This window comes from Paenibacillus sp. S-12, from assembly GCF_030363895.1.
GTDB classification, from domain to species: Bacteria; Bacillota; Bacilli; order Paenibacillales; family Paenibacillaceae; genus Paenibacillus_B; species Paenibacillus_B alvei.
Genome location: NZ_JASIUF010000020.1, coordinates 23,637 through 46,330, shown reverse-complemented (window position 1 = coordinate 46,330; position 22,694 = coordinate 23,637). Strand labels below are relative to the sequence as shown.

21 protein-coding genes and 1 other annotated feature are annotated in these 22,694 nt (G+C 45.6%); all 21 genes read left to right on the top strand.

Going from position 1 to position 22,694, the window contains the following annotated elements; translation table 11 throughout:
* Nucleotides 1-165: 165 nt before the first annotated feature.
* The 21 genes from sigH (at nt 166) to rplW (ending at nt 22,679) form a co-directional block, all read left to right on the top strand.
* Complete coding sequence (gene sigH, locus NO352_RS19430) at nt 166-825, top strand: RNA polymerase sporulation sigma factor SigH (protein ID WP_005544576.1); 660 nt, start codon at nt 166-168, stop codon at nt 823-825.
* Between the two features lie 473 nt (nt 826-1,298).
* Complete coding sequence (rpmG, locus tag NO352_RS19425; protein ID WP_019420680.1) at nt 1,299-1,448, top strand: 50S ribosomal protein L33; 150 nt, start codon at nt 1,299-1,301, stop codon at nt 1,446-1,448.
* A 38-nt stretch (nt 1,449-1,486) separates the two neighbouring features.
* Complete coding sequence (gene secE / locus NO352_RS19420; protein ID WP_040735664.1) at nt 1,487-1,678, top strand: preprotein translocase subunit SecE; 192 nt, start codon at nt 1,487-1,489, stop codon at nt 1,676-1,678.
* Between the two features lie 23 nt (nt 1,679-1,701).
* Nucleotides 1,702-2,235, top strand: a complete 534-nt coding sequence (nusG, locus tag NO352_RS19415) for a transcription termination/antitermination protein NusG (RefSeq protein ID WP_005544574.1) — start codon at nt 1,702-1,704, stop codon at nt 2,233-2,235.
* Between the two features lie 76 nt (nt 2,236-2,311).
* On the top strand, nt 2,312-2,737 hold the full coding sequence (gene rplK / locus NO352_RS19410) for a 50S ribosomal protein L11 (RefSeq protein ID WP_005544573.1): 426 nt from the start codon (nt 2,312-2,314) through the stop codon (nt 2,735-2,737).
* 61 nt (nt 2,738-2,798) lie between these two features.
* Nucleotides 2,799-3,491: a 50S ribosomal protein L1 gene (rplA, locus tag NO352_RS19405; protein WP_005544572.1), complete on the top strand. Its 693-nt coding sequence runs from the start codon at nt 2,799-2,801 to the stop codon at nt 3,489-3,491.
* 108 nt (nt 3,492-3,599) lie between these two features.
* Nucleotides 3,600-3,765: a sequence feature (ribosomal protein L10 leader region), on the top strand.
* Between the two features lie 60 nt (nt 3,766-3,825).
* Complete coding sequence (rplJ, locus tag NO352_RS19400; RefSeq protein ID WP_005544571.1) at nt 3,826-4,329, top strand: 50S ribosomal protein L10; 504 nt, start codon at nt 3,826-3,828, stop codon at nt 4,327-4,329.
* Nucleotides 4,330-4,375: 46 nt separating this feature from the next.
* Entirely contained in the window at nt 4,376-4,741 is a 366-nt protein-coding gene (rplL, locus tag NO352_RS19395; RefSeq protein ID WP_005544568.1) for a 50S ribosomal protein L7/L12, read from the top strand.
* A 181-nt stretch (nt 4,742-4,922) separates the two neighbouring features.
* The gene (locus NO352_RS19390) at nt 4,923-5,537 is read left to right on the top strand and encodes a class I SAM-dependent methyltransferase (RefSeq protein ID WP_289356539.1); all 615 of its coding nucleotides are present in this window, start codon (nt 4,923-4,925) and stop codon (nt 5,535-5,537) included.
* 366 nt (nt 5,538-5,903) lie between these two features.
* Nucleotides 5,904-9,446: a DNA-directed RNA polymerase subunit beta gene (rpoB, locus tag NO352_RS19385; RefSeq protein WP_268594477.1), complete on the top strand. Its 3,543-nt coding sequence runs from the start codon at nt 5,904-5,906 to the stop codon at nt 9,444-9,446.
* Between the two features lie 151 nt (nt 9,447-9,597).
* Nucleotides 9,598-13,221 carry a DNA-directed RNA polymerase subunit beta' gene (gene rpoC / locus NO352_RS19380; protein WP_040735562.1) on the top strand — a complete coding sequence of 1,208 codons (3,624 nt, stop codon included), beginning with the start codon at nt 9,598-9,600 and terminating at the stop codon, nt 13,219-13,221.
* A gap of 185 nt (nt 13,222-13,406) precedes the next feature.
* Nucleotides 13,407-13,661 carry a ribosomal L7Ae/L30e/S12e/Gadd45 family protein gene (locus NO352_RS19375; RefSeq protein ID WP_005544564.1) on the top strand — a complete coding sequence of 85 codons (255 nt, stop codon included), beginning with the start codon at nt 13,407-13,409 and terminating at the stop codon, nt 13,659-13,661.
* 136 nt (nt 13,662-13,797) lie between these two features.
* Nucleotides 13,798-14,217: a 30S ribosomal protein S12 gene (gene rpsL / locus NO352_RS19370; RefSeq protein WP_005544563.1), complete on the top strand. Its 420-nt coding sequence runs from the start codon at nt 13,798-13,800 to the stop codon at nt 14,215-14,217.
* Nucleotides 14,218-14,249: 32 nt separating this feature from the next.
* Complete coding sequence (gene rpsG, locus NO352_RS19365) at nt 14,250-14,720, top strand: 30S ribosomal protein S7 (protein ID WP_005544562.1); 471 nt, start codon at nt 14,250-14,252, stop codon at nt 14,718-14,720.
* Nucleotides 14,721-14,782: 62 nt separating this feature from the next.
* Nucleotides 14,783-16,858 (top strand): elongation factor G, encoded by a 2,076-nt coding sequence (gene fusA, locus NO352_RS19360; RefSeq protein WP_005544561.1) that lies wholly within the window; start codon nt 14,783-14,785, stop codon nt 16,856-16,858.
* Nucleotides 16,859-16,963: 105 nt separating this feature from the next.
* Nucleotides 16,964-18,157 (top strand): elongation factor Tu, encoded by a 1,194-nt coding sequence (tuf, locus tag NO352_RS19355; RefSeq protein ID WP_005544560.1) that lies wholly within the window; start codon nt 16,964-16,966, stop codon nt 18,155-18,157.
* Nucleotides 18,158-19,161: 1,004 nt separating this feature from the next.
* Nucleotides 19,162-20,397 carry a hypothetical protein gene (locus NO352_RS19350; protein ID WP_289356536.1) on the top strand — a complete coding sequence of 412 codons (1,236 nt, stop codon included), beginning with the start codon at nt 19,162-19,164 and terminating at the stop codon, nt 20,395-20,397.
* Nucleotides 20,398-20,720: 323 nt separating this feature from the next.
* Nucleotides 20,721-21,029, top strand: coding sequence for a 30S ribosomal protein S10 (rpsJ, locus tag NO352_RS19345; RefSeq protein WP_005544556.1), 309 nt, complete (start codon nt 20,721-20,723; stop codon nt 21,027-21,029).
* Between the two features lie 87 nt (nt 21,030-21,116).
* Nucleotides 21,117-21,740, top strand: a complete 624-nt coding sequence (gene rplC / locus NO352_RS19340; protein ID WP_005544551.1) for a 50S ribosomal protein L3 — start codon at nt 21,117-21,119, stop codon at nt 21,738-21,740.
* Between the two features lie 25 nt (nt 21,741-21,765).
* Nucleotides 21,766-22,389: a 50S ribosomal protein L4 gene (gene rplD, locus NO352_RS19335; protein WP_005544550.1), complete on the top strand. Its 624-nt coding sequence runs from the start codon at nt 21,766-21,768 to the stop codon at nt 22,387-22,389.
* Nucleotides 22,389-22,679, top strand: a complete 291-nt coding sequence (gene rplW, locus NO352_RS19330) for a 50S ribosomal protein L23 (RefSeq protein WP_005544549.1) — start codon at nt 22,389-22,391, stop codon at nt 22,677-22,679. Before rplD ends, rplW begins: the two co-directional genes overlap by 1 nt.
* Nucleotides 22,680-22,694: the final 15 nt, after the last annotated feature.

Below are 22,694 nucleotides of genomic sequence, written 5' to 3'. Positions count from 1 at the left end.
AAGTGGCGTATGCAGCCAAATGCATAGTATTATTTTGGAATAATGCTCAAATTCCGCACAGGATAAGGCTTCCTTTGGTTGACGTTGATAGATAGATTCATATATACTGAATCTATCATTTGTGATGTAACGGATGGATTGCGTTGCAGGCCGGAGGGATTGCTAGTGAGTGTTGACCTCAAAGTATTAAGCATCTCCTCATACGAACGTTCGTCGGATGAACAGTTAGTCGACGCGGTTCGGGAGGGAGATAGCGAAGCGCTCGAATACTTAATTAACAAGTACCGCAATTTCGTTCGAGCGAAAGCACGCTCATATTTTCTAATCGGCGCTGACCGTGAGGATATTGTTCAAGAAGGCATGATCGGATTATACAAGGCGATTCGTGATTTTAAGGGAGACAAGCTGGCCTCTTTCAAGGCGTTCGCTGAATTGTGCATTACGAGACAGATTATTACGGCAATCAAGACGGCAACTCGCCAGAAGCACATACCACTGAATTCTTATGTGTCCTTGGACAAGCCGATATATGATGAGGATTCGGATCGTACCTTGCTGGATGTGATCGGTGGATCTCGGGTATCTGATCCTGAAGAGCTAATCATCAATCAGGAAGAATTCGTCGGGCTTGAGGACAAGATGTCTGAAATATTGAGCGATTTGGAGCGGAAAGTGCTGATGCTTTACTTGGATGGGCGTTCCTATCAGGAAATTGCCGTCGATCTGGATCGCCACGTCAAATCGATAGACAATGCGCTACAGCGAGTCAAGCGCAAGTTGGAGCGATATTTGGAGTTACGGGATGGCGGGGATAGCGAATGTTAATAAGTCAAATACAGGTATGAGAGCTTATCAACCAAGTGTGGGGGATAAGCTCTTTTTTAGAAGATAGATGAATATGCGTTCAAGAGGGCAGATAAACAGTAGAAAATGAAAGGTTTTGTAACGAATAGGGTTTAGATTGTTGTTTATTCCACCATACTGATATCGAATAAGAGCATTAGTGATCTTTTCCTTTGTCAAGCGGCTGTCGAATATGGTAGAGTGAAAGGCATCGCCCCCCCACGGCGTCAACATCTTATCATTGACATCATTTGACCCTTGTGATAAAGTGTTTTAGGTAGCCCTAAATATGCGTACGTATTTACTGAATAAGAAATGATTGGTTATGAGACTGAGAGTGGATTATTCAGCGCACAAGAGACGACTTGTCCCCCTGTAGAAGGATGGTCAATCCGTTTCTGCTTGGGGAAATTCGACGCTTCTTATCATTAAGGTGTCTTCAGGAGGTGTACTACATGCGGGTAATCGTTACGATGGCTTGCACGAACTGCAAACAACGCAACTATACGACAACAAAGAACAAACGTAATCACCCAGACCGCATTGAGTTGAAGAAATTCTGCAAGTTCTGCAACGAGCATACTTCTCATCGCGAAACGAGATAAGTCTGATGGAGGTGTAGTCCGTGGCTTTCTTCGGGAAACTGAAACAAAGTTTCGGTTCGATGTTTTCCTTCTTTGCCGACAGCTGGGGTGAATTAAAAAAGGTTCGCTGGCCCAATCGTAAAGAACTGACAAGCTACACGATCGTCGTATTAGCCACGGTTATCTTTATGACGCTTTATTTCTGGGTCCTTGATATCGGTATTTCCGCGATAGTCGAAGCGATTATTTAATAAAGTCCCAAGGTGGCTTAGTTATGGAAAAAAGATGGTACGTTGTTCATACCTACTCAGGTTATGAGAACAAAGTAAAAGCCAATTTGGAAAAGCGCGTTGAATCCATGGGCATGGAAGACAAAATATTCCGCGTTCTTGTTCCGATGGAAGAAGAAATGGTAAACAAGGATGGCAAAAAGAAAGTTGTCATGCGTAAAGTTTACCCGGGGTATGTTTTGGTTGAAATGATTCAGACGGATGAGTCTTGGTATGTTGTTCGCAACACGCCAGGGGTTACCGGATTCGTCGGATCTACCGGCTCTGGTTCGAAGCCTATTCCACTGTTGCCAGAAGAGGTCGAACAGATCTTGAAGACAATGGGAATGGAAGATCCGAGACCAAAAGTCGAGTACGACTTGAAGGAATCGGTTCGCATCAAGGTAGGGCCTTTTGCAAACTTCGTCGGTACGGTCGAAGAGATCGTTACAGACAAGCAGAAGCTTAAGGTTCATGTCAACATGTTTGGAAGAGAAACCCCTCTTGAGTTGGATTACCACCAAGTGGAGAAGATTTAATACATCTTTCTAATGGTTTCTTTTGTGAGATAGGGCAACCTTACACTCACATAACTAGCGCAAGGAGGTGTTTGAAATGGCGAAAAAGGTCATTAAAGTCGTTAAATTGCAAATTCCAGCGGGTAAGGCGAATCCAGCGCCTCCGGTAGGTCCAGCATTGGGTCAAGCGGGTGTCAACATCATGGCGTTCTGTAAGGAATTCAATGCGAAAACAGCTGACCAAGCAGGTTTGATTATTCCTGTTGAGATCTCTGTATTCGAAGATCGTTCCTTTACGTTCATCACGAAGACTCCACCGGCTGCAGTATTGTTGAAAGTAGCGGCTAAGGTTGAAAAAGGTTCCGGTGAACCGAACAAGAAAAAAGTTGCAACAGTGAAACGCGACGTTGTACGTCAAATCGCTGAGCAAAAAATGCCTGACCTGAACGCAGCATCCGTTGAATCGGCTATGCGTATGGTTGAAGGTACAGCTCGCAGCATGGGCTTTGTCGTAGAAGACTAATACGTTCTTCTTGGCGCATGTGGGAGGTTAATCCGCTAAAACCACAAAGGAGGAAATTAAAATGGCAAAACGTGGCAAGAAATATATCGAAGCTGCGAAGCTCATCGATAGAGATGCAGCTTATGAGTCGATGGAAGCCATTGAATTGGTGAAAAAATCGGCTACAGCAAAATTCGACGAAACAGTTGAAGTGGCTGTTCGCTTGGGTGTAGACCCTCGTAAACAAGACCAAGCTGTTCGTGGGGTAGTTGTACTTCCACACGGTACAGGTAAAACAAAACGCGTTCTCGTCTTTGCAAAAGGCGAAAAAGCGAAAGAAGCAGAAGCAGCTGGTGCTGATTTTGTAGGCGATCAAGATATGATCAACAAAATTCAACAAGGCTGGTTTGACTTCGATGTCTGCGTAGCTACGCCAGACATGATGAGCGAAGTAGGTAAATTGGGACGTATCCTCGGTGGTAAAGGTCTCATGCCTAACCCTAAAGCCGGTACGGTTACATTCGACGTTACTAAAGCGATCCAAGAGATCAAAGCTGGTAAAATCGAATACCGTCTGGATAAAGCAGGTCAAATCCACGCTCCAATCGGTAAAGCTTCTTTCGATGCGGACAAGTTGCATGACAACTTCAAAGCGTTGATCGATGCATTGAACCGTGCGAAGCCGGCAGCGGCTAAAGGCGTGTACTTGAAAAACATCGCGGTTTCTTCCACGATGGGTCCTGCAGCACGTGTGAACACAGCGTCTTTCCGCTAAGATTCATTCCTGTATGGAAAATCTAGCAGAATATTGGCAAGTTTTGTGGATGGTTGACATCGTTCGCCTATCCATGCTATGCTAATAGAGTTGCTAACACATGCAATTAACTTTTGAATAATCGTACCGTAGACAGTAGGTGCCGAAAGGCTTAATCTCCTACCGAGGTGTTCGAAATAGACTGAGTGCTTGGGGCGTGTCGTTGATACGTCTGCGCACCAAGTGCTATCGTGATGCCTCTGTAGTGGACTACAGAGGCTTTTCTTATGCTGAAGTAGGTAGAAGATATCGGACAGGATACGGTGTAAGTAGAACCTTGTAGGAGGTGGATCGAGTGGCAAACGCAAAAGTAATCGAAGCGAAACAGCAAGCCGTACAAGATATCGCTGAGAAATTGCGCGGCAGCGCTACAACGGTTGTTGCTGACTACCGTGGATTGTCAGTAGCACAAGTTACTGAACTTCGTAAGCAACTGCGTGAAGCAGGCATCGAATTCCAAGTATTGAAAAATACATTGGTACGCCGTGCGACAGCAGAAGCTGAGTTGTCTGAACTTGATGAAGTATTGTCTGGTCCGACGGCTATCGCGTTCAGTCGTGAAGACGCAGTAGCACCTGCGAAAATCTTGAACGATTTCGCGAAGAAAAACGAAGCCCTTGAAATTAAAGGTGGCGTCGTTGAAGGTCGCGTCGTTGACGTAGATCAAATCAAAGCTTTGGCAGCATTGCCTTCCCGCGAAGGTTTGTTGTCCATGTTGCTCAGCGTGCTCCAAGCACCAATGCGCAACTTCGCATTGGCTGTCAAAGCCGTTGCAGAGAAGAACGAAGCGGAAGCGTAAGCTTAATCGCGTAACATACATTTTATTAAATATGGAGGTTTAACAAATGAGCAAAGAGCAAATCTTGGAAGCCATCAAAGGCATGTCCGTATTGGAATTGAACGACCTTGTTAAAGCAATCGAAGAAGAATTCGGCGTAACTGCAGCAGCTCCTGTAGCTGTAGTAGGTGGCGCAGCTGGTGACGCTGGCGCAGCTGAACAATCTGAATTTGACGTAATCTTGACTGCACCAGGCGCAGGCAAAATCAACGTTATCAAAGTTGTTCGCGAAATCACTGGTCTTGGCTTGAAAGAAGCAAAAGACTTGGTAGACAACTGCCCGAAACCATTGAAAGAAAAAGTAAGCAAAGAAGAAGCAGAAGCAGTAAAAGCGAAGCTCGAAGAAGCTGGCGCATCTGTAGAAGTGAAGTAATCTCTGCTTGCGAAAGTGCGAACCCCTTGAACCTGTTTTCAAGGGGTTCGTTGTCTAAGATACGACTTACCGATTTAGCATGGATGTAATCGAATACGAAGTGTAAAAAGGGAACTCGACGCGCATCTTAGCCAATGAACGACAGCACTTTTTATTTTCACCATGACAGGAAGGGATCGAGATGACAGGCCATTATTACAGCAAGCGTCCAGATGTAGAGCATGATCGAAAAAAATGGACTACAGCTTTGCGTGGTATGCAGCTAGCATTTGTATCAGATGCAGGTGTGTTTTCCAAGGGTGGTGTCGATTACGGCAGTCGTGTGCTGATTGATTGCATGGACATCCCTGAAGATGCTGCTGTTCTTGATGTGGGCTGTGGATATGGCCCAATTGGATTGACTGCGGCAAAGCTGGCTAAGCGTGGGCAAGTCACCATGGTAGATGTGAATGAACGGGCCTTGGATTTGGCGAGAGAGAATGCTCTTCTTAATGGAATCCATAACGTCACGATTCAAGAGAGTGATGGTCTTAATGCGCTTGGCAATGAACAGTATTCTGTAATTCTTACGAATCCACCAATTCGTGCAGGCAAAGAAGTTGTTCATCGGATATTCGAACAATCCTATCAGCATCTAGTGGATGGAGGAGCTCTCTGGATCGTGATTCAGAAGAAACAGGGGGCGCCATCAGCTGAAGCGAAGCTGCAACAGTTGTTTGGAGAAGAAAACGTAGAATTAGTAGTGAAGGACAAAGGGTATCGGATCTATCAAGCAAAGAAATCATTTCCAAGTTGACTCCAAGTACCCAATATGGTATTATTATAAAATGTCAGTATTAGGATAGGCTTCATGTCTTTACATGACCAAATTGTCAAGCCTTTTTTTGAAAGGATGCATACATTTTTGCGAAATGACGTATAATGTTTACATTTTGGGCAAGTCTATCGGATATGAAGTTGTAATCGACAACAGGAAACGGCGACACGGGGGAAACGGCGTCCATCGCATTTGCGTTTTGCCGTGAACGTGCGTTTTTCTTTTTTCTGACATTTTGTACTATATTATTCGTTTTTAGAGTCTCTTTCGTGGACTTTATTATAAAGGATATCGAAAAGGATTCGCAATCCATTTTTGTGAGTAGACATGAGGGGTGAGTTAAAGTTGGCAGGACATCTTGTTCAATATGGACGACGCACTCGGCGCAGTTATGCGCGCATCAAAGAGGTACTCGAAGTTCCGAACTTGATTGAAATCCAACAGAAATCGTATCAATGGTTTTTGGACGAGGGATTGCGTGAAATGTTCCAAGATATTTCACCGATTCAGGATTTCACAGGTAATTTGGTTTTGGAATTTATCGATTACAGCTTGGGTGAACCCAAATATACAGTCGATGATTCGAAAGAACGCGATGTAACTTTTGCGGCGCCGCTCCGTGTAAAAGTGCGCCTTCTTAACAAAGAGACCGGAGAGGTCAAAGAGCAGGAAGTGTTTATGGGTGATTTCCCGCTCATGACGGAAACGGGCACGTTCGTTATTAATGGTGCTGAACGTGTAATTGTCAGCCAGTTAGTTCGCTCTCCGAGTGTCTATTTCAGTACTAAAGTTGACAAGAACGGGAAGAAAACTTACACGGCGACAGTTATTCCGAATCGTGGTGCATGGCTGGAACTTGAGATGGATGCGAAGGACATTATCTATGTTCGTATCGACCGTACTCGTAAAATTCCGGTTACGGTATTGCTGAGAGCACTCGGATTTGGTACAGATGAGCAAATCTTAGATTTGCTTGGCCATGATGAGTATATCCGTAATACGCTGGATAAAGATAATACGGATTCAACAGAGAAGGCTCTGATTGAAATCTATGAGCGTCTTCGTCCAGGCGAACCTCCTACATTGGAGAATGCAAGAAGCTTGCTGATCGCACGTTTCTTTGATCCGAAGCGCTATGATCTAGCGAATGTAGGTCGTTACAAGATTAATAAGAAGCTTCACATTAAGAATCGCTTGTTCAATCAACGTTTGGCAGAAACGCTTGTTGATACGGAAACAGGTGAAATTATTGCGGAAGCTGGTCAAGTCGTTGACCGTCGTCTCTTAGACGAAATTTTGCCTCGTCTTGAAAGCAATGTTGGCTTCAAGACCTATCATGTGGCAGGCGGAGTAATGGAGTCTGAAGATATCCCAGTACAGGTTATCGACGTATTCTCTCCAATCGAAGACGGCAAAGTTATTAAAATTATTGCTAATCGTAACATTGATAAATCCGTGAAGAACATTACTCCAGCGGATATTATCTCATCGATTAACTACTTTATTAACTTGTTGCATGGAATTGGCAGCACAGATGATATCGACCACTTGGGCAACCGTCGTCTGCGCTCTGTAGGTGAATTGCTGCAGAACCAATTCCGCATCGGTTTGTCTCGTATGGAGCGTGTTGTGCGCGAACGCATGTCTATCCAAGACGCGAACGTGATTACACCGCAGGCGTTGATTAATATCAGACCTGTTATTGCATCCATTAAGGAGTTCTTCGGTAGCTCCCAGTTGTCTCAGTTCATGGATCAGACGAACCCACTTGCGGAACTTACGCACAAGCGTCGTCTGTCTGCACTCGGACCTGGTGGTTTGACGCGTGAGCGCGCGGGCTTTGAAGTTCGTGACGTCCATCCATCCCACTATGGCCGTATGTGTCCAATCGAGACTCCAGAGGGCCCGAACATCGGTTTGATCAACTCCTTGTCTACATTCGCTAGAGTGAACGAGTATGGCTTTATCGAAGCACCATACCGTTGGATCGATCCGAAGACAGGTAAAGTTACAGATCATATCGATTATATGACTGCTGACGAAGAAGATAACTACGTAGTCGCACAGGCGAATGCGCCGCTGAATGAAGATGGTACATTCCGTGACGAAACAGCTATCGTTCGTTACAATAAGCAATCTGATAACATTTTGACAATGCCTACGGATCGTATTGACTATATGGACGTATCGCCGAAGCAGGTTGTATCGGTTGCAACAGCGCTTATTCCGTTCTTGGAGAATGATGACTCCAACCGTGCGCTCATGGGATCAAACATGCAGCGGCAAGCGGTGCCTTTGCTCGTGCCAGAAGCTCCGTTTGTTGGTACAGGAATGGAATACAAGTCTGCGAAAGACTCCGGCGTATGTATCGTCTCCAAAGTAGACGGTGTCGTCGAGCGTGTTACAGCGAATGAAGTTCAAGTTCGCAAAATTGAAGTGATTGATGGTAAAGAGGTTAAAGGTGACCTCGTCAAATATAAATTGCAGAAGTTTATGCGTTCCAACCAAGGAACATGCATTAACCAGCGTCCACTTGCCAAGAAAGGCGATATCGTGAAAAAAGGCGACATCTTGGCGGACGGCCCTTCCACAGAGGTCGGCGAATTGGCCCTTGGACGCAACGTTGTTGTCGCGTTCATGACGTGGGAAGGTTACAACTACGAGGATGCGATTTTGCTATCCGAGAAAATGGTGAAAGAAGACGTTTATACGTCCATTCACATTGAAGAATACGAGTCCGAAGCTCGTGATACGAAGCTCGGACCAGAAGAAATTACCCGCGATATTCCGAACGTCGGTGAAGAAGCGCTCAAGAACTTGGATGAGCGCGGTATTATCCGCGTCGGTGCGGAAATTAAAGACGGTGACATTCTCGTTGGTAAAGTAACACCTAAAGGGGTTACTGAACTGACAGCAGAAGAACGCCTCTTGCATGCTATCTTCGGCGAGAAGGCACGTGAAGTTCGTGATACTTCCTTGCGCGTTCCTCACGGTACTGACGGTATCGTCGTTGATGTCAAAGTATTTACACGTGAGAACGGGGATGAACTCCCTCCAGGTGTGAATCAACTCGTTCGTGTTTATATTGCCCAAAAACGTAAAATTTCCGAGGGTGATAAGATGGCGGGACGCCATGGTAACAAGGGTGTCATCGCACGTATCTTGCCTGAAGAAGATATGCCGTTCCTTCCAGACGGTACACCAGTTCAAGTCGTCTTGAACCCATTGGGGGTTCCATCGCGTATGAACATCGGTCAGGTACTCGAGGTTCACTTGGGTATGGCTGCTCGTTACCTTGGCATGCATATGGCAACGCCGGTATTCGACGGTGCTACCGAGTATGACGTATTTGATACAATGGAAGAAGCTGGCATGCAGCGCAACGGTAAAACGATCTTGTACGATGGTCGTACAGGTGAGCCGTTCGAGCGTGAAGTTACCGTTGGTGTCATGTACATGATCAAACTCGCACACATGGTTGACGATAAAATTCACGCACGTTCAACTGGACCATACTCGCTCGTTACGCAGCAGCCGCTCGGTGGTAAAGCACAGTTCGGTGGTCAGCGCTTCGGTGAGATGGAGGTATGGGCGCTCGAAGCTTACGGTGCAGCTTATACTCTGCAAGAGATTCTTACCGTCAAGTCTGATGATGTTGTCGGCCGCGTGAAGACGTACGAATCGATTGTGAAGGGCGAAAATGTTCCTGAGCCAGGTGTTCCTGAGTCGTTCAAAGTCCTTATCAAAGAGCTGCAAAGCTTGGGTATGGATGTCAAAATCTTGACAGAGAACGAAGAAGAAATTGAAATGCGCGAATTCGATGAAGATGACGATATTCCGCAGGATAAGTTGAATCTCGGCATGGATGACGAGTACGTCATCGAGTAAGCTGCCGAAGTCGTATAACGTTGGATCGGACGGTGGCCGTTAGCATTTGCTATACGGCCACCGCCAACCCATATATGGTTCGAACACAGAATTCCGCTCCTGTGTACTAACAGAGCGGTACACTCAAGTACAGATTAAGGAGGGTCGCTCCTTGATGGACGTCAACAATTTTGAATTTATGAAAATCGGGCTTGCCTCTCCCGAAAAGATTCGTTCTTGGTCTCGTGGCGAAGTCAAGAAGCCGGAAACGATTAACTATCGTACGCTCAAACCGGAGAAAGAAGGTTTGTTCTGCGAGAAGATTTTCGGACCGACGAAAGACTGGGAGTGTCATTGCGGTAAATACAAGCGTGTACGCTACAAAGGCGTTGTCTGTGATCGATGCGGCGTTGAAGTAACACGTCAGAAGGTGCGCCGCGAACGGATGGGTCATATTGAATTGGCTGCTCCTGTGTCGCACATTTGGTATTTCAAGGGCATTCCAAGCCGCATGGGCTTGGCGCTGGACATGTCTCCACGTTCCTTGGAAGAGATCATTTACTTCGCATCTTATGTTGTAACAGAGCCTGGCGATACGCCTCTTGAGAAGAAGCAATTGCTTTCTGAGAAGGAATATCGCAGCTACCGTGAGAAGTACGGTCACGCATTCCAAGCAGGAATGGGTGCAGAAGCGGTTAAGAAGCTTTTGCAAGACTTGGATGTTGAGAAAGAACTTGAAGTGCTGAAGGAAGAACTTCGTACGGCACAAGGCCAACGCCGCAACCGTGCGATCAAGCGTCTGGAAGTAATCGAAGCATTCCGCAACTCTGGCAACCAGCCAGATTGGATGATTCTCGATGTTCTTCCGGTTATTCCTCCAGAGCTTCGTCCAATGGTACAGCTCGATGGCGGTCGCTTCGCGACGTCTGACTTGAATGACCTGTATCGCCGTGTAATCAACCGGAACAACCGCTTGAAGCGTTTGCTTGACTTGGGTGCCCCGGACATTATCGTGCAGAACGAGAAGCGTATGCTGCAAGAAGCAGTAGACGCCTTGATTGATAACGGTCGCCGTGGTCGTCCAGTTACAGGCCCTGGTAACCGTCCATTGAAATCGCTCAGCCATATGCTCAAAGGTAAGCAAGGTCGTTTCCGTCAGAACTTGCTCGGTAAACGGGTTGACTACTCTGGTCGTTCCGTTATCGTCGTAGGTCCTTACTTGAAGATGTACCAATGTGGTTTGCCGAAGGAAATGGCGCTTGAGCTGTTCAAACCTTTTGTCATGAAAGAACTCGTGAATAAAGGTTTGGCACACAACATTAAGAGCGCGAAACGTAAAGTAGAGCGCATTAGCCCGGAAGTATGGGACGTTCTCGAAGAAGTGATTCGCGAGCATCCAGTATTGCTTAACCGTGCACCAACACTTCACCGTCTCGGTATCCAAGCATTTGAGCCGATTTTGGTAGAAGGGAAAGCAATCCGTCTTCACCCACTCGTATGTACAGCCTATAACGCTGACTTCGACGGTGACCAAATGGCGGTTCACGTTCCGTTGTCTGCAGAAGCGCAAGCAGAAGCTCGTCTTCTTATGCTCGCTTCCGGCAACATCTTGAACCCGAAAGACGGTAAGCCAGTTGTAACCCCATCTCAGGATATGGTTCTTGGATCCTTCTACTTGACGATGGACAACAAGGAAGCTAAAGGAACAGGCATGATCTTTGGCTCCGTTAACGAGGCTGTATCTGCTTATCAACGCGGTTCGGCATCCTTGCACGCACGCGTTGCGATTCCAGTACGTGCATTGGGTAAATCTGACTTTACTGAAAAACAACAAGATGCGTTCCTCATTACAACGGTTGGACGTATCATTTTCAACGAAATCTTCCCGGCGGACTTCCCGTACATCAACGAGCCGACGAAGCGCAACTTGTTCGAGGGAACACCGGAACACTATTTCGTATATGAAAAAGGCGCGAATATTAGAGAGTTGATTGAAAATATTCCGCAAACAGGTGGGGTAGGTAAAGACTATCTTGGTCAAATTATCGCCCGCTGCTTTGATATTTTCCATACGACGAAGACTTCTGTTATCTTGGACCGTATCAAGCAAATCGGTTTCACGTATTCCACGAAGGCTGGTATCTCGATCGCGGTATCCGACGTTATCGTACCGCAAGAGAAAGTGGATATCTTGAAGGAATCCGAAGAGAAAGTACGCGTGATTACGAACCAATATCGTCGCGGTCTGATTACGAACGAAGAACGTTATGACCGTGTCATCGAAATCTGGTCGAACACGAAAGATCGGATTACCGATATTTTGATGAAATCGATGGAACGCTATAACTCCATCATGCTCATGGTTGACTCCAAAGCACGGGGTAACAAATCGCAGATTACTCAGCTGGGTGGTATGCGTGGTCTCATGGCCAACCCGTCCGGTCGAATCATTGAGTTGCCAATTAAATCGAACTTCCGTGAGGGCCTGACGGTCCTGGAATACTTTATTTCCACTCACGGTGCGCGTAAAGGTCTCGCGGATACGGCTCTTCGTACGGCGGACTCGGGTTACTTGACTCGTCGTCTCGTTGACGTTGCACAAGACGTTATCGTTCGTGAAGAAGATTGCGGTACGGATAAAGGCTTCTTAGTAGCCAACATCTCCGACGGTAAAGAAGTTATCGAAGGCTTGTACGATCGTATCGAAGGTCGCTATTCCGGTGAAACAGTTCGCCATCCGGAGACAGGGGAAATCCTTGTTAACCGCAACGAACTGATCGATACGGATAAGGCAGAGTTGATCGTCAATGCTGGCGTACAGAAGATGATGATCCGTTCCGTACTCAGCTGCCGTGCTCGTCACGGTGTATGTAAAATTTGTTATGGTCGCAACCTGGCGACTGGTAAGCACGTTGAAATTGGTGAATCTGTTGGTATCATCGCGGCGCAGTCCATCGGTGAACCAGGTACACAGCTCACCATGCGTACGTTCCATACCGGTGGTGTCGCGGGTGACGATATTACACAAGGTTTGCCGCGTATCCAAGAGTTGTTCGAGGCGCGCAATCCGAAAGGGCAAGCGATCATTTCCGAGATCGACGGTGTGGTTAAGGAAATTCGCGAAGCGAAAGATCGTCGTGAAATCGAAATCCAAGGTGAGGCAGAGTCCAAAGTGTACTCCGTCACATACGGTTCTCGTGTCCGCGTAAGCGAAGGCATGGCAATCGAAGCCGGCGATGAGATTACAGACGGTTCCATCGACCCTAAAGAAATGCTCCGCATTAAAGGTATCCGTGGCGTTCAGAACTACATCTTGCAAGAAGTTCAACGCGTATACCGGAACCAAGGGGTAGAAATTAACGATAAGCACGTCGAAGTTATGATCAAGCAAATGCTTCGCAAAATCCGTATCATCGATGCGGGTGAAACGACATTGCTTCCAGGATCATTCGTTGACATGCATGAATATGAAGCAGCGAACAAAGAGGCGATCCTCTCTGGCAAGGAACCTGCTGTTGCGAAACCGATCTTGCTCGGTATCACGAAGGCATCCTTGGAGACAGACTCCTTCTTGTCTGCAGCATCCTTCCAGGAGACAACTCGCGTTCTTACTGATGCAGCGATCAAAGGTAAAGTCGACCAATTGCTCGGCTTGAAAGAGAACGTTATTATCGGTAAGCTGATCCCTGCAGGTACAGGTATGAACCGTTATCGCAGCGTTAAAGTGATTAATCCGCTTGACGAGGAAGTAACGGAAGAATCCCTAGATGCAGCAAGTGTTGGCGCAGCTGAGTAAGCTCAAATAATGAGTTTCAAATGAGTTGGTTGGCGCTGTCTAGTACGGCGCCAACCTCCATTTTTGTAACAAATATATTGTTTTGAAAAAGAAGTTACGAAATTGCTTGACACTGGGTAAACGAAGTGATATTATGTCGTAGTGTGCCCAAGACAAAGACCTGTGCTTTTGGAGGAACATGCTTCATGTCTAATGAAAAAGGTTTACAGGATGCAACAATTCGTATTGGGACGAAGCAAACATTGAAGATGGTTGAGCTTGATAAGGCCATCGAGGTGTACATTGCCGAAGACGCTGATGAACGCGTTACATCGAAAGTCGTAAGCTTATGTGAGAAGAAGGGTATCAAATTGACATATGTCAGCACGATGCGCGATCTTGGCAAGGCATGCGGCATTGAAGTAGGTGCAGCCGTCGCAGCTGTCGTTGAAGAAGAATAAGGAAGCCGATTGTTTTTGTAACAGAAGAAATTCTGGGGCAAAGACATTTCATTTGTTCATTTATGAACCACCTGGATCTGTGGACTTAGATGAATGATTTGTGAAGGTGTCGATAATATGGGAAGGGGGTGCCAACATGCCAACAATTAACCAATTGGTACGTAAGGGCCGCAAAGATAAAGTTACTAAATCCAAATCCCCAGCTTTGCAAAAAGGTTTCAACGCGTTGAAACGTGAAGAAACGGATTTGAGCGCGCCTCAAAAACGCGGTGTCTGCACTCGTGTAGGTACAATGACTCCGAAGAAACCGAACTCCGCGCTTCGTAAATATGCTCGTGTTCGCTTGACGAACCGTGTAGAAGTTACAGCGTACATCGGTGGTATCGGCCATAACTTGCAAGAGCACAGTGTTGTTCTCGTTCGCGGTGGTCGTGTAAAAGACCTTCCGGGTGTTCGTTACCACATCGTTCGCGGTGCTTTGGATACTGCAGGTGTAAACAATCGTATGCAAGCTCGTTCCAAATACGGTACGAAGCGTCCTAAAGCAAAGAAATAAGAAGTTAATGCTACTCAGAAAGGGGGATTCACATGCCACGCAAAGGTCCAGTTCCTAAGCGCGACGTGTTGCCGGATCCGGTGTATAACAGCAAGCTTGTTACTCGCTTGATCAACCGCATCATGCTCGACGGTAAACGTGGTGTTGCTCAATCGATCTTGTACAATTCTTTCGAAATCATTCGTGAGCGTACAGGCAACGATCCTATGGAAGTATTTGAAGCAGCACTGAAAAACATCATGCCAGTCCTTGAAGTTAAGGCTCGCCGTGTAGGTGGTTCTAACTATCAAGTGCCTATCGAAGTTAAACCTGAGCGCCGCACATCCTTGGGATTGCGCTGGTTGGTTAACTACTCCCGCAACCGCGGTGAGAAAACGATGGAAGAGCGTTTGGCAGCAGAGATTATCGATGCTTCCAACAACACTGGTGCAGCAGTTAAGAAACGCGAAGATACGCACAAAATGGCTGAAGCGAACAAAGCGTTTGCTCACTACCGTTGGTAGGATAAAGCTGTTTTGGTCTCGATATTCGAGTAACCAAACCCAATTTGAAGGGAGACCATTCCATGGCAAGAGAGTTCTCCTTAGCAAATACGCGTAACATCGGAATCATGGCTCACATCGATGCCGGTAAAACAACAACTACGGAACGTATCTTGTTCTACACAGGCCGTACTCACAAAATCGGAGAGGTGCATGAAGGCGCCGCTACGATGGACTGGATGGAACAAGAGCAAGAGCGTGGTATTACGATCACTTCCGCTGCGACTACAGCGCAATGGAAGGGCCATCGTGTAAATATCATCGACACTCCGGGGCACGTTGACTTTACGGTAGAGGTTGAGCGTTCCCTTCGCGTATTGGATGGAGCAGTAGGCGTGTTCTCCGCTAAAGAAGGCGTAGAACCGCAATCTGAAACGGTATGGCGTCAAGCTGACAAGTACAGCGTACCTCGTATCGCATACGTTAACAAAATGGACATCATCGGCGCTGATTACCTCAACGTTATCGAGTCCATGAAGGATCGTTTGCAAGCGAATGCTGTTGCTATTCAGCTTCCTATCGGTGCAGAAAACGACTTTACAGGCATCATTGACTTGATGGAAGAGAAAGCTTACATCTTCAAAGATGACTTGGGTAAAGAAGTTGATGAAACAGAAGTTCCTGCTGAGTTCAAAGACAAAGTCGCTGAACTTCGTATGGAAATGATAGAGAAAATCGCAGAACTTGACGAAGATCTGATGATGAAATACCTTGAAGGCGAAGAAATTACAGTTCCTGAACTGAAAGCAGCTCTTCGCAAAGGGGTATGTAGCGTCCAAATCTTCCCAGTAGTATGTGGTTCTTCCTACCGCAACAAAGGCGTACAGCTCATGATTGATGCTGTCGTTGACTACTTGCCATCCCCACTTGATGTACCTGACATTAAAGGTCATCTTGAAGATGGTGAAGAAGAAGTTCGTCATTCTTCGGATGAAGAGCCGTTCTCGGCACTTGCGTTCAAGATCATGACTGACCCTTATGTTGGTAAGTTGACGTTCTTCCGCGTTTACTCTGGTGTATTGAACTCCGGTTCTTACGTCTTGAACGCGACAAAAGGCAAACGTGAACGTATTGGCCGTATCCTTCAAATGCATGCGAACAGCCGTGAGGAAATCGCTACAGTTTATGCTGGTGATATCGCTGCTGCCGTTGGTTTGAAAGATACAGGTACAGGCGACACACTCTGCGATGAAAAATCTCCGATCATCTTGGAATCCATGAACTTCCCAGATCCGGTTATCAGTATCGCAGTTGAGCCGAAGACTAAAGCAGACCAAGATAAAATGGGTACTGCTTTGGCGAAGTTGACAGAAGAAGACCCAACACTTCGTGCTTACACTGATGAAGAGACAGGTCAAACGATCTTGTCTGGTATGGGTGAGCTTCACCTTGATATCATCATCGACCGTATGCGTCGTGAGTTCAAGGTTGATACGAACGTAGGTAGCCCACAGGTTGCTTATCGTGAGACATTCCGTCAACCAGCTAAAGTTGAAGGTAAATTCGTACGTCAGTCCGGTGGTCGTGGTCAATACGGTCACGTATGGATCGACTTCGAACCTCTCGAGCCAGGAACAGGATTCCAGTTCGAGAACAAAATTGTTGGTGGCGTAGTCCCTCGTGAATACGTGCCTGCGGTTCAAGCTGGTATTGAAGAATCGATGAAGAACGGTGTCTTGGCAGGCTTCCCGCTTGTTGATATCAAGGCTACTATCTTCGACGGTTCCTACCATGATGTTGACTCAAGTGAAATGGCGTTTAAGATCGCTGGTTCCATGGCGCTTAAAGCTGCTAAGGACAAGTGTAAGCCAGTATTGCTTGAGCCAATCATGAAAGTAGAAGTTACAGTGCCAGAAGAGTACATGGGCGATGTTATGGGTATGTTGAACTCCCGTCGTGGTCGTATCGAAGGTATGGATGCTCGTGCTGGTGCACAAATTATCCGTGCTAAGGTACCTCTCTCCGAGATGTTTGGTTACTCCACAACTTTGCGTTCCGGTACTCAAGGACGCGGTGTGTTCTCCATGGAACTCTCTCACTATGAAGAAGTTCCTAAGAATATCTCCGAAGAGATTATCGCGAAGAACAAAGGCGAATAATTTCGCTTCTGATTCATTTGCAATCGGCTGAGCACATGACTTGTTGTGTGTCTCAGCTGCTTATAACATATATCTATTCCACTCATTGAAGGAGGACTAGTTCAAATGGCAAAGGCTAAGTTTGAACGTACGAAACCGCACGTTAATATCGGTACAATTGGTCACGTTGACCATGGTAAAACAACTTTGACAGCTGCTATCACAACAGTTCTGTCTAAAAAATATGGTAGCGGTGCAGCTGTAGCATTCGATCAAATCGATAAAGCTCCAGAAGAGCGCGAGCGCGGTATCACAATCTCCACGTCCCACGTAGAGTATGAGTCCGCTAACCGTCACTATGCACACGTTGACTGCCCAGGTCACGCCGACTATGTTAAAAACATGATCACTGGTGCTGCTCAAATGGATGGCGCGATTCTCGTAGTATCCGCAGCTGACGGCCCAATGCCACAAACACGTGAGCACATCTTGTTGTCTCGCCAAGTAGGCGTACCTTACATCGTCGTATTCATGAACAAATGCGACATGGTTGAAGACGAAGAGTTGTTGGAATTGGTTGAAATGGAAATTCGCGATTTGCTTAGCGAATACGAATTCCCTGGCGATGACACTCCAGTTATCCGCGGTTCCGCTCGTGAAGCTCTTCAAAACCCAGACGGAGAATGGGCTGACAAAATCGTTGAATTGTTCGCACAAATCGACGAGTACATCCCAACTCCAGAACGTGACACTGACAAGCCATTCTTGATGCCAGTCGAGGACGTATTCTCCATCACTGGTCGTGGTACAGTTGCTACTGGCCGCGTAGAGCGTGGTACTGTTAAAGTCGGCGACGAGATCGAAATCGTTGGTATCCAAGAAGAGACTCGCAAGTCCGTAGTAACAGGCGTTGAAATGTTCCGTAAACTTTTGGATTCCGCTCAAGCTGGTGACAACATCGGTGCGTTGCTTCGTGGTGTAGACCGCAACAACATCGAGCGTGGCCAAGTATTGGTTAAGCCAGGTTCGGTTAAACCACACACTGAGTTCACTGCTCAAGTTTACGTTTTGACTAAAGAAGAAGGTGGCCGTCATAAGCCATTCTTCACAGGCTACCGTCCACAGTTCTACTTCCGTACAACGGACGTAACTGGTATCATCAACTTGCCAGAAGGTACTGAAATGGTTATGCCTGGTGACAACATCACAGTTACTGTACAATTGATCGCTCCAATCGCGATTGAAGAAGGTACTCGCTTCGCGATCCGCGAAGGTGGCCGTACAGTAGGTGCTGGTGCGGTTGCAACTATCATCAAATAATGATAGTACCGACAATAGTCGGTAATAAAAGCCCCTTATCCTTGTGATAAGGGGTTTTTGCTTTATATAAAGAACAGCTAATGTTCATCATTCTTTTAAGAAGTGCTGACCAGAATGCTTTACACGAATATTCCGTTATAGCGCTATAATATGTAATAAAATTCAAAAGGTATAGGTACGTAGAGCTAGAGAAAATAGAATATTTGTGGAAGTAGTGAGACACAGGAGGGAAGCAATAAGAAGGAGCAACAAGCTGCTGGGAATGGGGTGCCAAGTAAACCAAGGAACGTACTGTGGATAACAAAGTTATAATATCTACAGAAAGCCAACCATTAGAACAAGCTATGATTCTTTTATCCACAACTCATCCCATACATCGATGTCATCGGTTTGACGTGGGACAAACTTACCTTGCTATGTCAGTTTAGGCTATATTTATTGCCACAGATGAAAGGTATGACAGAGAAGTTTTAACAAGTTAACAATCATAAGTATGGATCAATTAAAACAGCTGATTCTAAAACACTGTCCAATAGAATGTTTGCAACTGACATTGGAACAGCATACCGATGAAATGTCTTGAGCACCAGCTTGTACAAACATATGAAGAACGGGATCGACTAGAACGACCGAGCAGGTGAGCATGGCGCAAGTTGGCCATTGTAGCTAAAGAGGGAACAAGTTGGCCGCTAATAAGAAGGTGCATTTCAGCAAATCGTGGAGCATGTAAAGCATAGTACATCGCATTGGAGCTTATTCAAGGTGATGATTCACCTTTTAAGGATGATCAGCTGTATACATGAGGTGAAAGTAGAGGTTGCATTTTCAGCTGAGCAATTGAATCCTAAATGAAGCATTTATAGTCACGTTGATTTCTTTGTCGATAGAAATCCAGCATACAGTGGAAGAGACTGGTTTAATGACTAGTCTTTTTCTATGTTATGGATGTTTTGCGTGTTATGCTTGCTTTCGTATTTACTTTATTTATAAACAGGGGGAGACAAATGAGAAAGTGGATGAGTCAGGCGGTTGTATTGATGCTTGTAAGTGTATTACTACTGACCTCGATGTCGGGTATAGCATCAGCAAAATCGAATTATTTACAAGAAAGTGCTGCTATAGGGAAGATCTCATCTGAGCAAATGAAAGGAAAAATTAACGGGATTTCGATATCAGGCTATACATTTCGTAATTCTTTCTGGATACCGGTTAAACAGCTAATCGAATACGGATTCGATGTAGCAGTTGGTGGAAAAACGGATCCTATACGTATTTCTCGTAACCTTAATAAGGAAATAAAAGGAGTAAAACAAGGAAATACAGCTCCTTCAAAAAAGGAAATTACGGTTCATTATACAGACAAAGAAATCTACGTGGGGAACCTTAAGCTGACAGCATATCAAATTGATAATACAAACGTAATTCGTTTAAGCGATCTGAAAATGTTTGGTGATATGACATGGGAAGCAAAAAGTAAAACGATACAATTGAAGCTCAATTCTTCAACCTATAACAATGAATTGAATATTTGGGTCACAGACGATAAAGTTTATAATCGCACTGGACAAACGATGAGTCAAATTCAAATTAAGCATTTCTACTTGCAAGATGGTCAAATACAAGAGAAGTTTGAAACCCTACGTAATGTTGAAACTGTCGCTGCAGTAAAAGGTAACAAGCAAGAGGATAATGCAAAACGAATAGTGATGGGATACTTAGGAACGGTTTTATTTAATGTGGTTACCGTCGAGGGGGAAAAAGTAGCAAACTTAAGAGCTATAGAGGAAATCGATTTTTACAAAAGTAAGACACGACTTGAAGACGTAAAGTACCAATTAGATCAGGAGTATAAGATATTCGAAAAAGAAGTCAAAGCGTATTTGAAGCAAGAGTTGAAGAGAAATAATAACCAACCACTAAAAGTGCTAGGTACAGAAGTAAGTTATGACTCTATAGGTACTCCTAAAGTAAATGTTGACATCATAAATTTATCGGAGAAGCGAGTAGTCGCATTCGAAGTTATTGTGACGGGATATGACAGTTACAACCGAGTCGTCCGAAATACCATAACAAAGGAATCATCATTAAAGGGAATTGCCCAAAATCTTTCCGAGGTGATAGGAATGGGGAGTAGAGGAGTCTACACCTGGAAGATGCATTTCCATGACAATATGGTCAAGGCAAGTGTGAAGGTAACATCGGTTAAGTTCTCCGACGGTACCGTATGGAGAGCAAAGTAAATCGGACAGCTTACGGAGGTTGGAACAGCATCCAGAACCTTCATCTTTCAATATTTATATAAACTGTGATAGACTCTAACAAGTGCCTAATAGAATTGAGTTATGTTATGTCCTGGCTGCCCGCAAGCAATCGTCTGAAAAGAGTTACGAAAAAAACTTGCAATAGTCAGGACATTTATATATAATAGTGAATGTTGTTCGTCGACGTTGCGATGAAGTGAGAGGTTACCGACACACCCGGCCCCTTTGCCATGGCGATGTGTTAGGAAAATTTTCACGGAGTATGTCCGATGCAAAATTGGGCGATAAAAGGAGGGACTAAAATGGCAAAGCAAAAAATTCGTATTCGCTTGAAAGCATACGATCACAGAATTCTTGACCAATCCGCTGAGAAAATCGTTGAAACGGCAAAACGTTCCGGTGCTGGAGTATCCGGTCCAATCCCGTTGCCAACGGAGAAGCAAATCATTACGATTCTTCGTGCGGTGCACAAGTATAAGGATTCCCGCGAGCAGTTCGAAATGCGCACTCATAAGCGCCTTATCGACATCGTGAATCCAACGCCGCAAACGGTGGATGCGCTGATGCGCTTGGACTTGCCGTCCGGTGTAGATATCGAAATCAAATTGTAAGTTAGTTGAAACGGTTATCCACATGTGGATAGCAAAGCCGTTTCTACTTCACTATGAACGGACTAAGGAAAGAAAAGAGGTGTCAACATGAAAGGTATCTTAGGTAAAAAGCTCGGCATGACTCAAGTATTTACCGCTGAAGGTAATGTACTGCCGGTAACTGTTATCGAAGCTGGTCCTTGCGTCGTTCTGCAAAAGAAAGACGTTGAGAACGATGGCTACGAAGCAATCCAAATCGGCTACGCTGATAAGAAAGAAAAGCGTGCTACGAAACCAGAAATCGGTCACGCGAAAAAAGCTAACGCAACACCTAAGCGCTACGTTAAAGAACTTCGTGGTGTGGATCTTTCTCAATATGAAGTTGGCCAAGAATTGAAGGCTGATTTGTTCGCTGAGGGAGAATACGTTGACGTTACAGGTATTTCGAAAGGTAAAGGCTTTGCCGGCGTAATTAAGCGTTGGGGACAAAGCACGGGCCCTATGTCTCACGGTTCCCGTTACCATCGTGGTCCAGGTTCCATGGGTTCCATTCAAGCGAACCGCGTACCAAAAGGCAAACGCCTTCCAGGTCACATGGGTACTGACACAGTAACAATTCAAAACCTTGAAGTTGTTAAAGTGGATGCAGAACGCAATGTTATCCTCGTTAAAGGTTCTATTCCAGGCCCTAAAAACAGCTTCGTTAACATTAAATCTGCAATTAAAAAGTAATTGGTGAGGAAAGGAGGAGCACATAATGCCTAAAGTAGCAGTTTACAACATGAGCGGTGCGCAAGTTGGCGAGATCGAATTGTCCGACAGCGTATTCGGCATTGAACCAAACAAACATGTACTTCATGATGCAGTCGTGATGCAGCTTGCATCTATGCGTCAAGGTACTCACAAAGTTAAGAACCGTTCCGAAGTTAGCGGCGGCGGTCGCAAACCATGGAAACAAAAAGGCACAGGTCGTGCGCGTCAAGGTTCCATTCGTTCGCCACAATGGGTTGGCGGCGGTACAGTATTTGGACCGACACCACGTAGCTATGCTTACAAGCTTCCTAAGAAAGTTCGTCGTTTGGCGATTAAATCCGCATTGTCTTCGAAAGTGTTGGCAGAGCAAATTATCGTAATCGATAGCCTTGCTTTGAACACGCCAAAAACGAAGGAATTCGCGGCAGTATTGAACAACCTGAAAGTGGATCGCAAAGCGCTTGTCGTGCTTCCTGAGTACAACGACAACGTAGCACTTTCCGCTCGCAACATTCCTTCTGTAAAGCTTGTTGCAGCTGACGGTGTCAACGTATATGATGTTCTTCGCCATGAGAAGCTCATCATTACGAAGGATGCGGTTCAGAAGGTAGAGGAGGTGTTCGCATAATGAAAGACCCTCGCGATATCATTAAGCGTCCGGTTATTACTGAGCGTACAGCAGACATGATGAATGACTTGAAATACGTATTCGAAGTTGATATGCGTGCTAACAAGACTGAAATCAAATTGGCTGTAGAACAAATCTTCAAAGTGAAGGTTGCGAACGTGAACACGCTTCGTATGCCTGCTAAGCCAAAACGCTATGGCCGTCACTCCGGCTACACTTCCGAATGGAAAAAAGCGTTCGTCACTTTGGCAAAAGACAGCAAGCCACTCGAGTTCTTCGAGACGGTTTAATATAGATTTCTAAAG

What these genes read in the sequence shown, in the direction of transcription:
- rpmG (WP_019420680.1), top strand. Translation starts at nt 1,299, where the DNA reads ATGCGGGTAATCGTTACGATGGCTTGCACGAACTGCAAACAACGCAAC.
- nusG (WP_005544574.1), top strand. Translation starts at nt 1,702, where the DNA reads ATGGAAAAAAGATGGTACGTTGTTCATACCTACTCAGGTTATGAGAAC.
- rplK (WP_005544573.1), top strand. Translation starts at nt 2,312, where the DNA reads ATGGCGAAAAAGGTCATTAAAGTCGTTAAATTGCAAATTCCAGCGGGT.
- rplA (WP_005544572.1), top strand. Translation starts at nt 2,799, where the DNA reads ATGGCAAAACGTGGCAAGAAATATATCGAAGCTGCGAAGCTCATCGAT.
- rplL (WP_005544568.1), top strand. Translation starts at nt 4,376, where the DNA reads ATGAGCAAAGAGCAAATCTTGGAAGCCATCAAAGGCATGTCCGTATTG.
- NO352_RS19390 (WP_289356539.1), top strand. Translation starts at nt 4,923, where the DNA reads ATGACAGGCCATTATTACAGCAAGCGTCCAGATGTAGAGCATGATCGA.
- NO352_RS19375 (WP_005544564.1), top strand. Translation starts at nt 13,407, where the DNA reads ATGTCTAATGAAAAAGGTTTACAGGATGCAACAATTCGTATTGGGACG.
- rpsL (WP_005544563.1), top strand. Translation starts at nt 13,798, where the DNA reads ATGCCAACAATTAACCAATTGGTACGTAAGGGCCGCAAAGATAAAGTT.
- rpsG (WP_005544562.1), top strand. Translation starts at nt 14,250, where the DNA reads ATGCCACGCAAAGGTCCAGTTCCTAAGCGCGACGTGTTGCCGGATCCG.
- fusA (WP_005544561.1), top strand. Translation starts at nt 14,783, where the DNA reads ATGGCAAGAGAGTTCTCCTTAGCAAATACGCGTAACATCGGAATCATG.
- tuf (WP_005544560.1), top strand. Translation starts at nt 16,964, where the DNA reads ATGGCAAAGGCTAAGTTTGAACGTACGAAACCGCACGTTAATATCGGT.
- NO352_RS19350 (WP_289356536.1), top strand. Translation starts at nt 19,162, where the DNA reads ATGAGAAAGTGGATGAGTCAGGCGGTTGTATTGATGCTTGTAAGTGTA.
- rpsJ (WP_005544556.1), top strand. Translation starts at nt 20,721, where the DNA reads ATGGCAAAGCAAAAAATTCGTATTCGCTTGAAAGCATACGATCACAGA.
- rplC (WP_005544551.1), top strand. Translation starts at nt 21,117, where the DNA reads ATGAAAGGTATCTTAGGTAAAAAGCTCGGCATGACTCAAGTATTTACC.
- rplD (WP_005544550.1), top strand. Translation starts at nt 21,766, where the DNA reads ATGCCTAAAGTAGCAGTTTACAACATGAGCGGTGCGCAAGTTGGCGAG.
- rplW (WP_005544549.1), top strand. Translation starts at nt 22,389, where the DNA reads ATGAAAGACCCTCGCGATATCATTAAGCGTCCGGTTATTACTGAGCGT.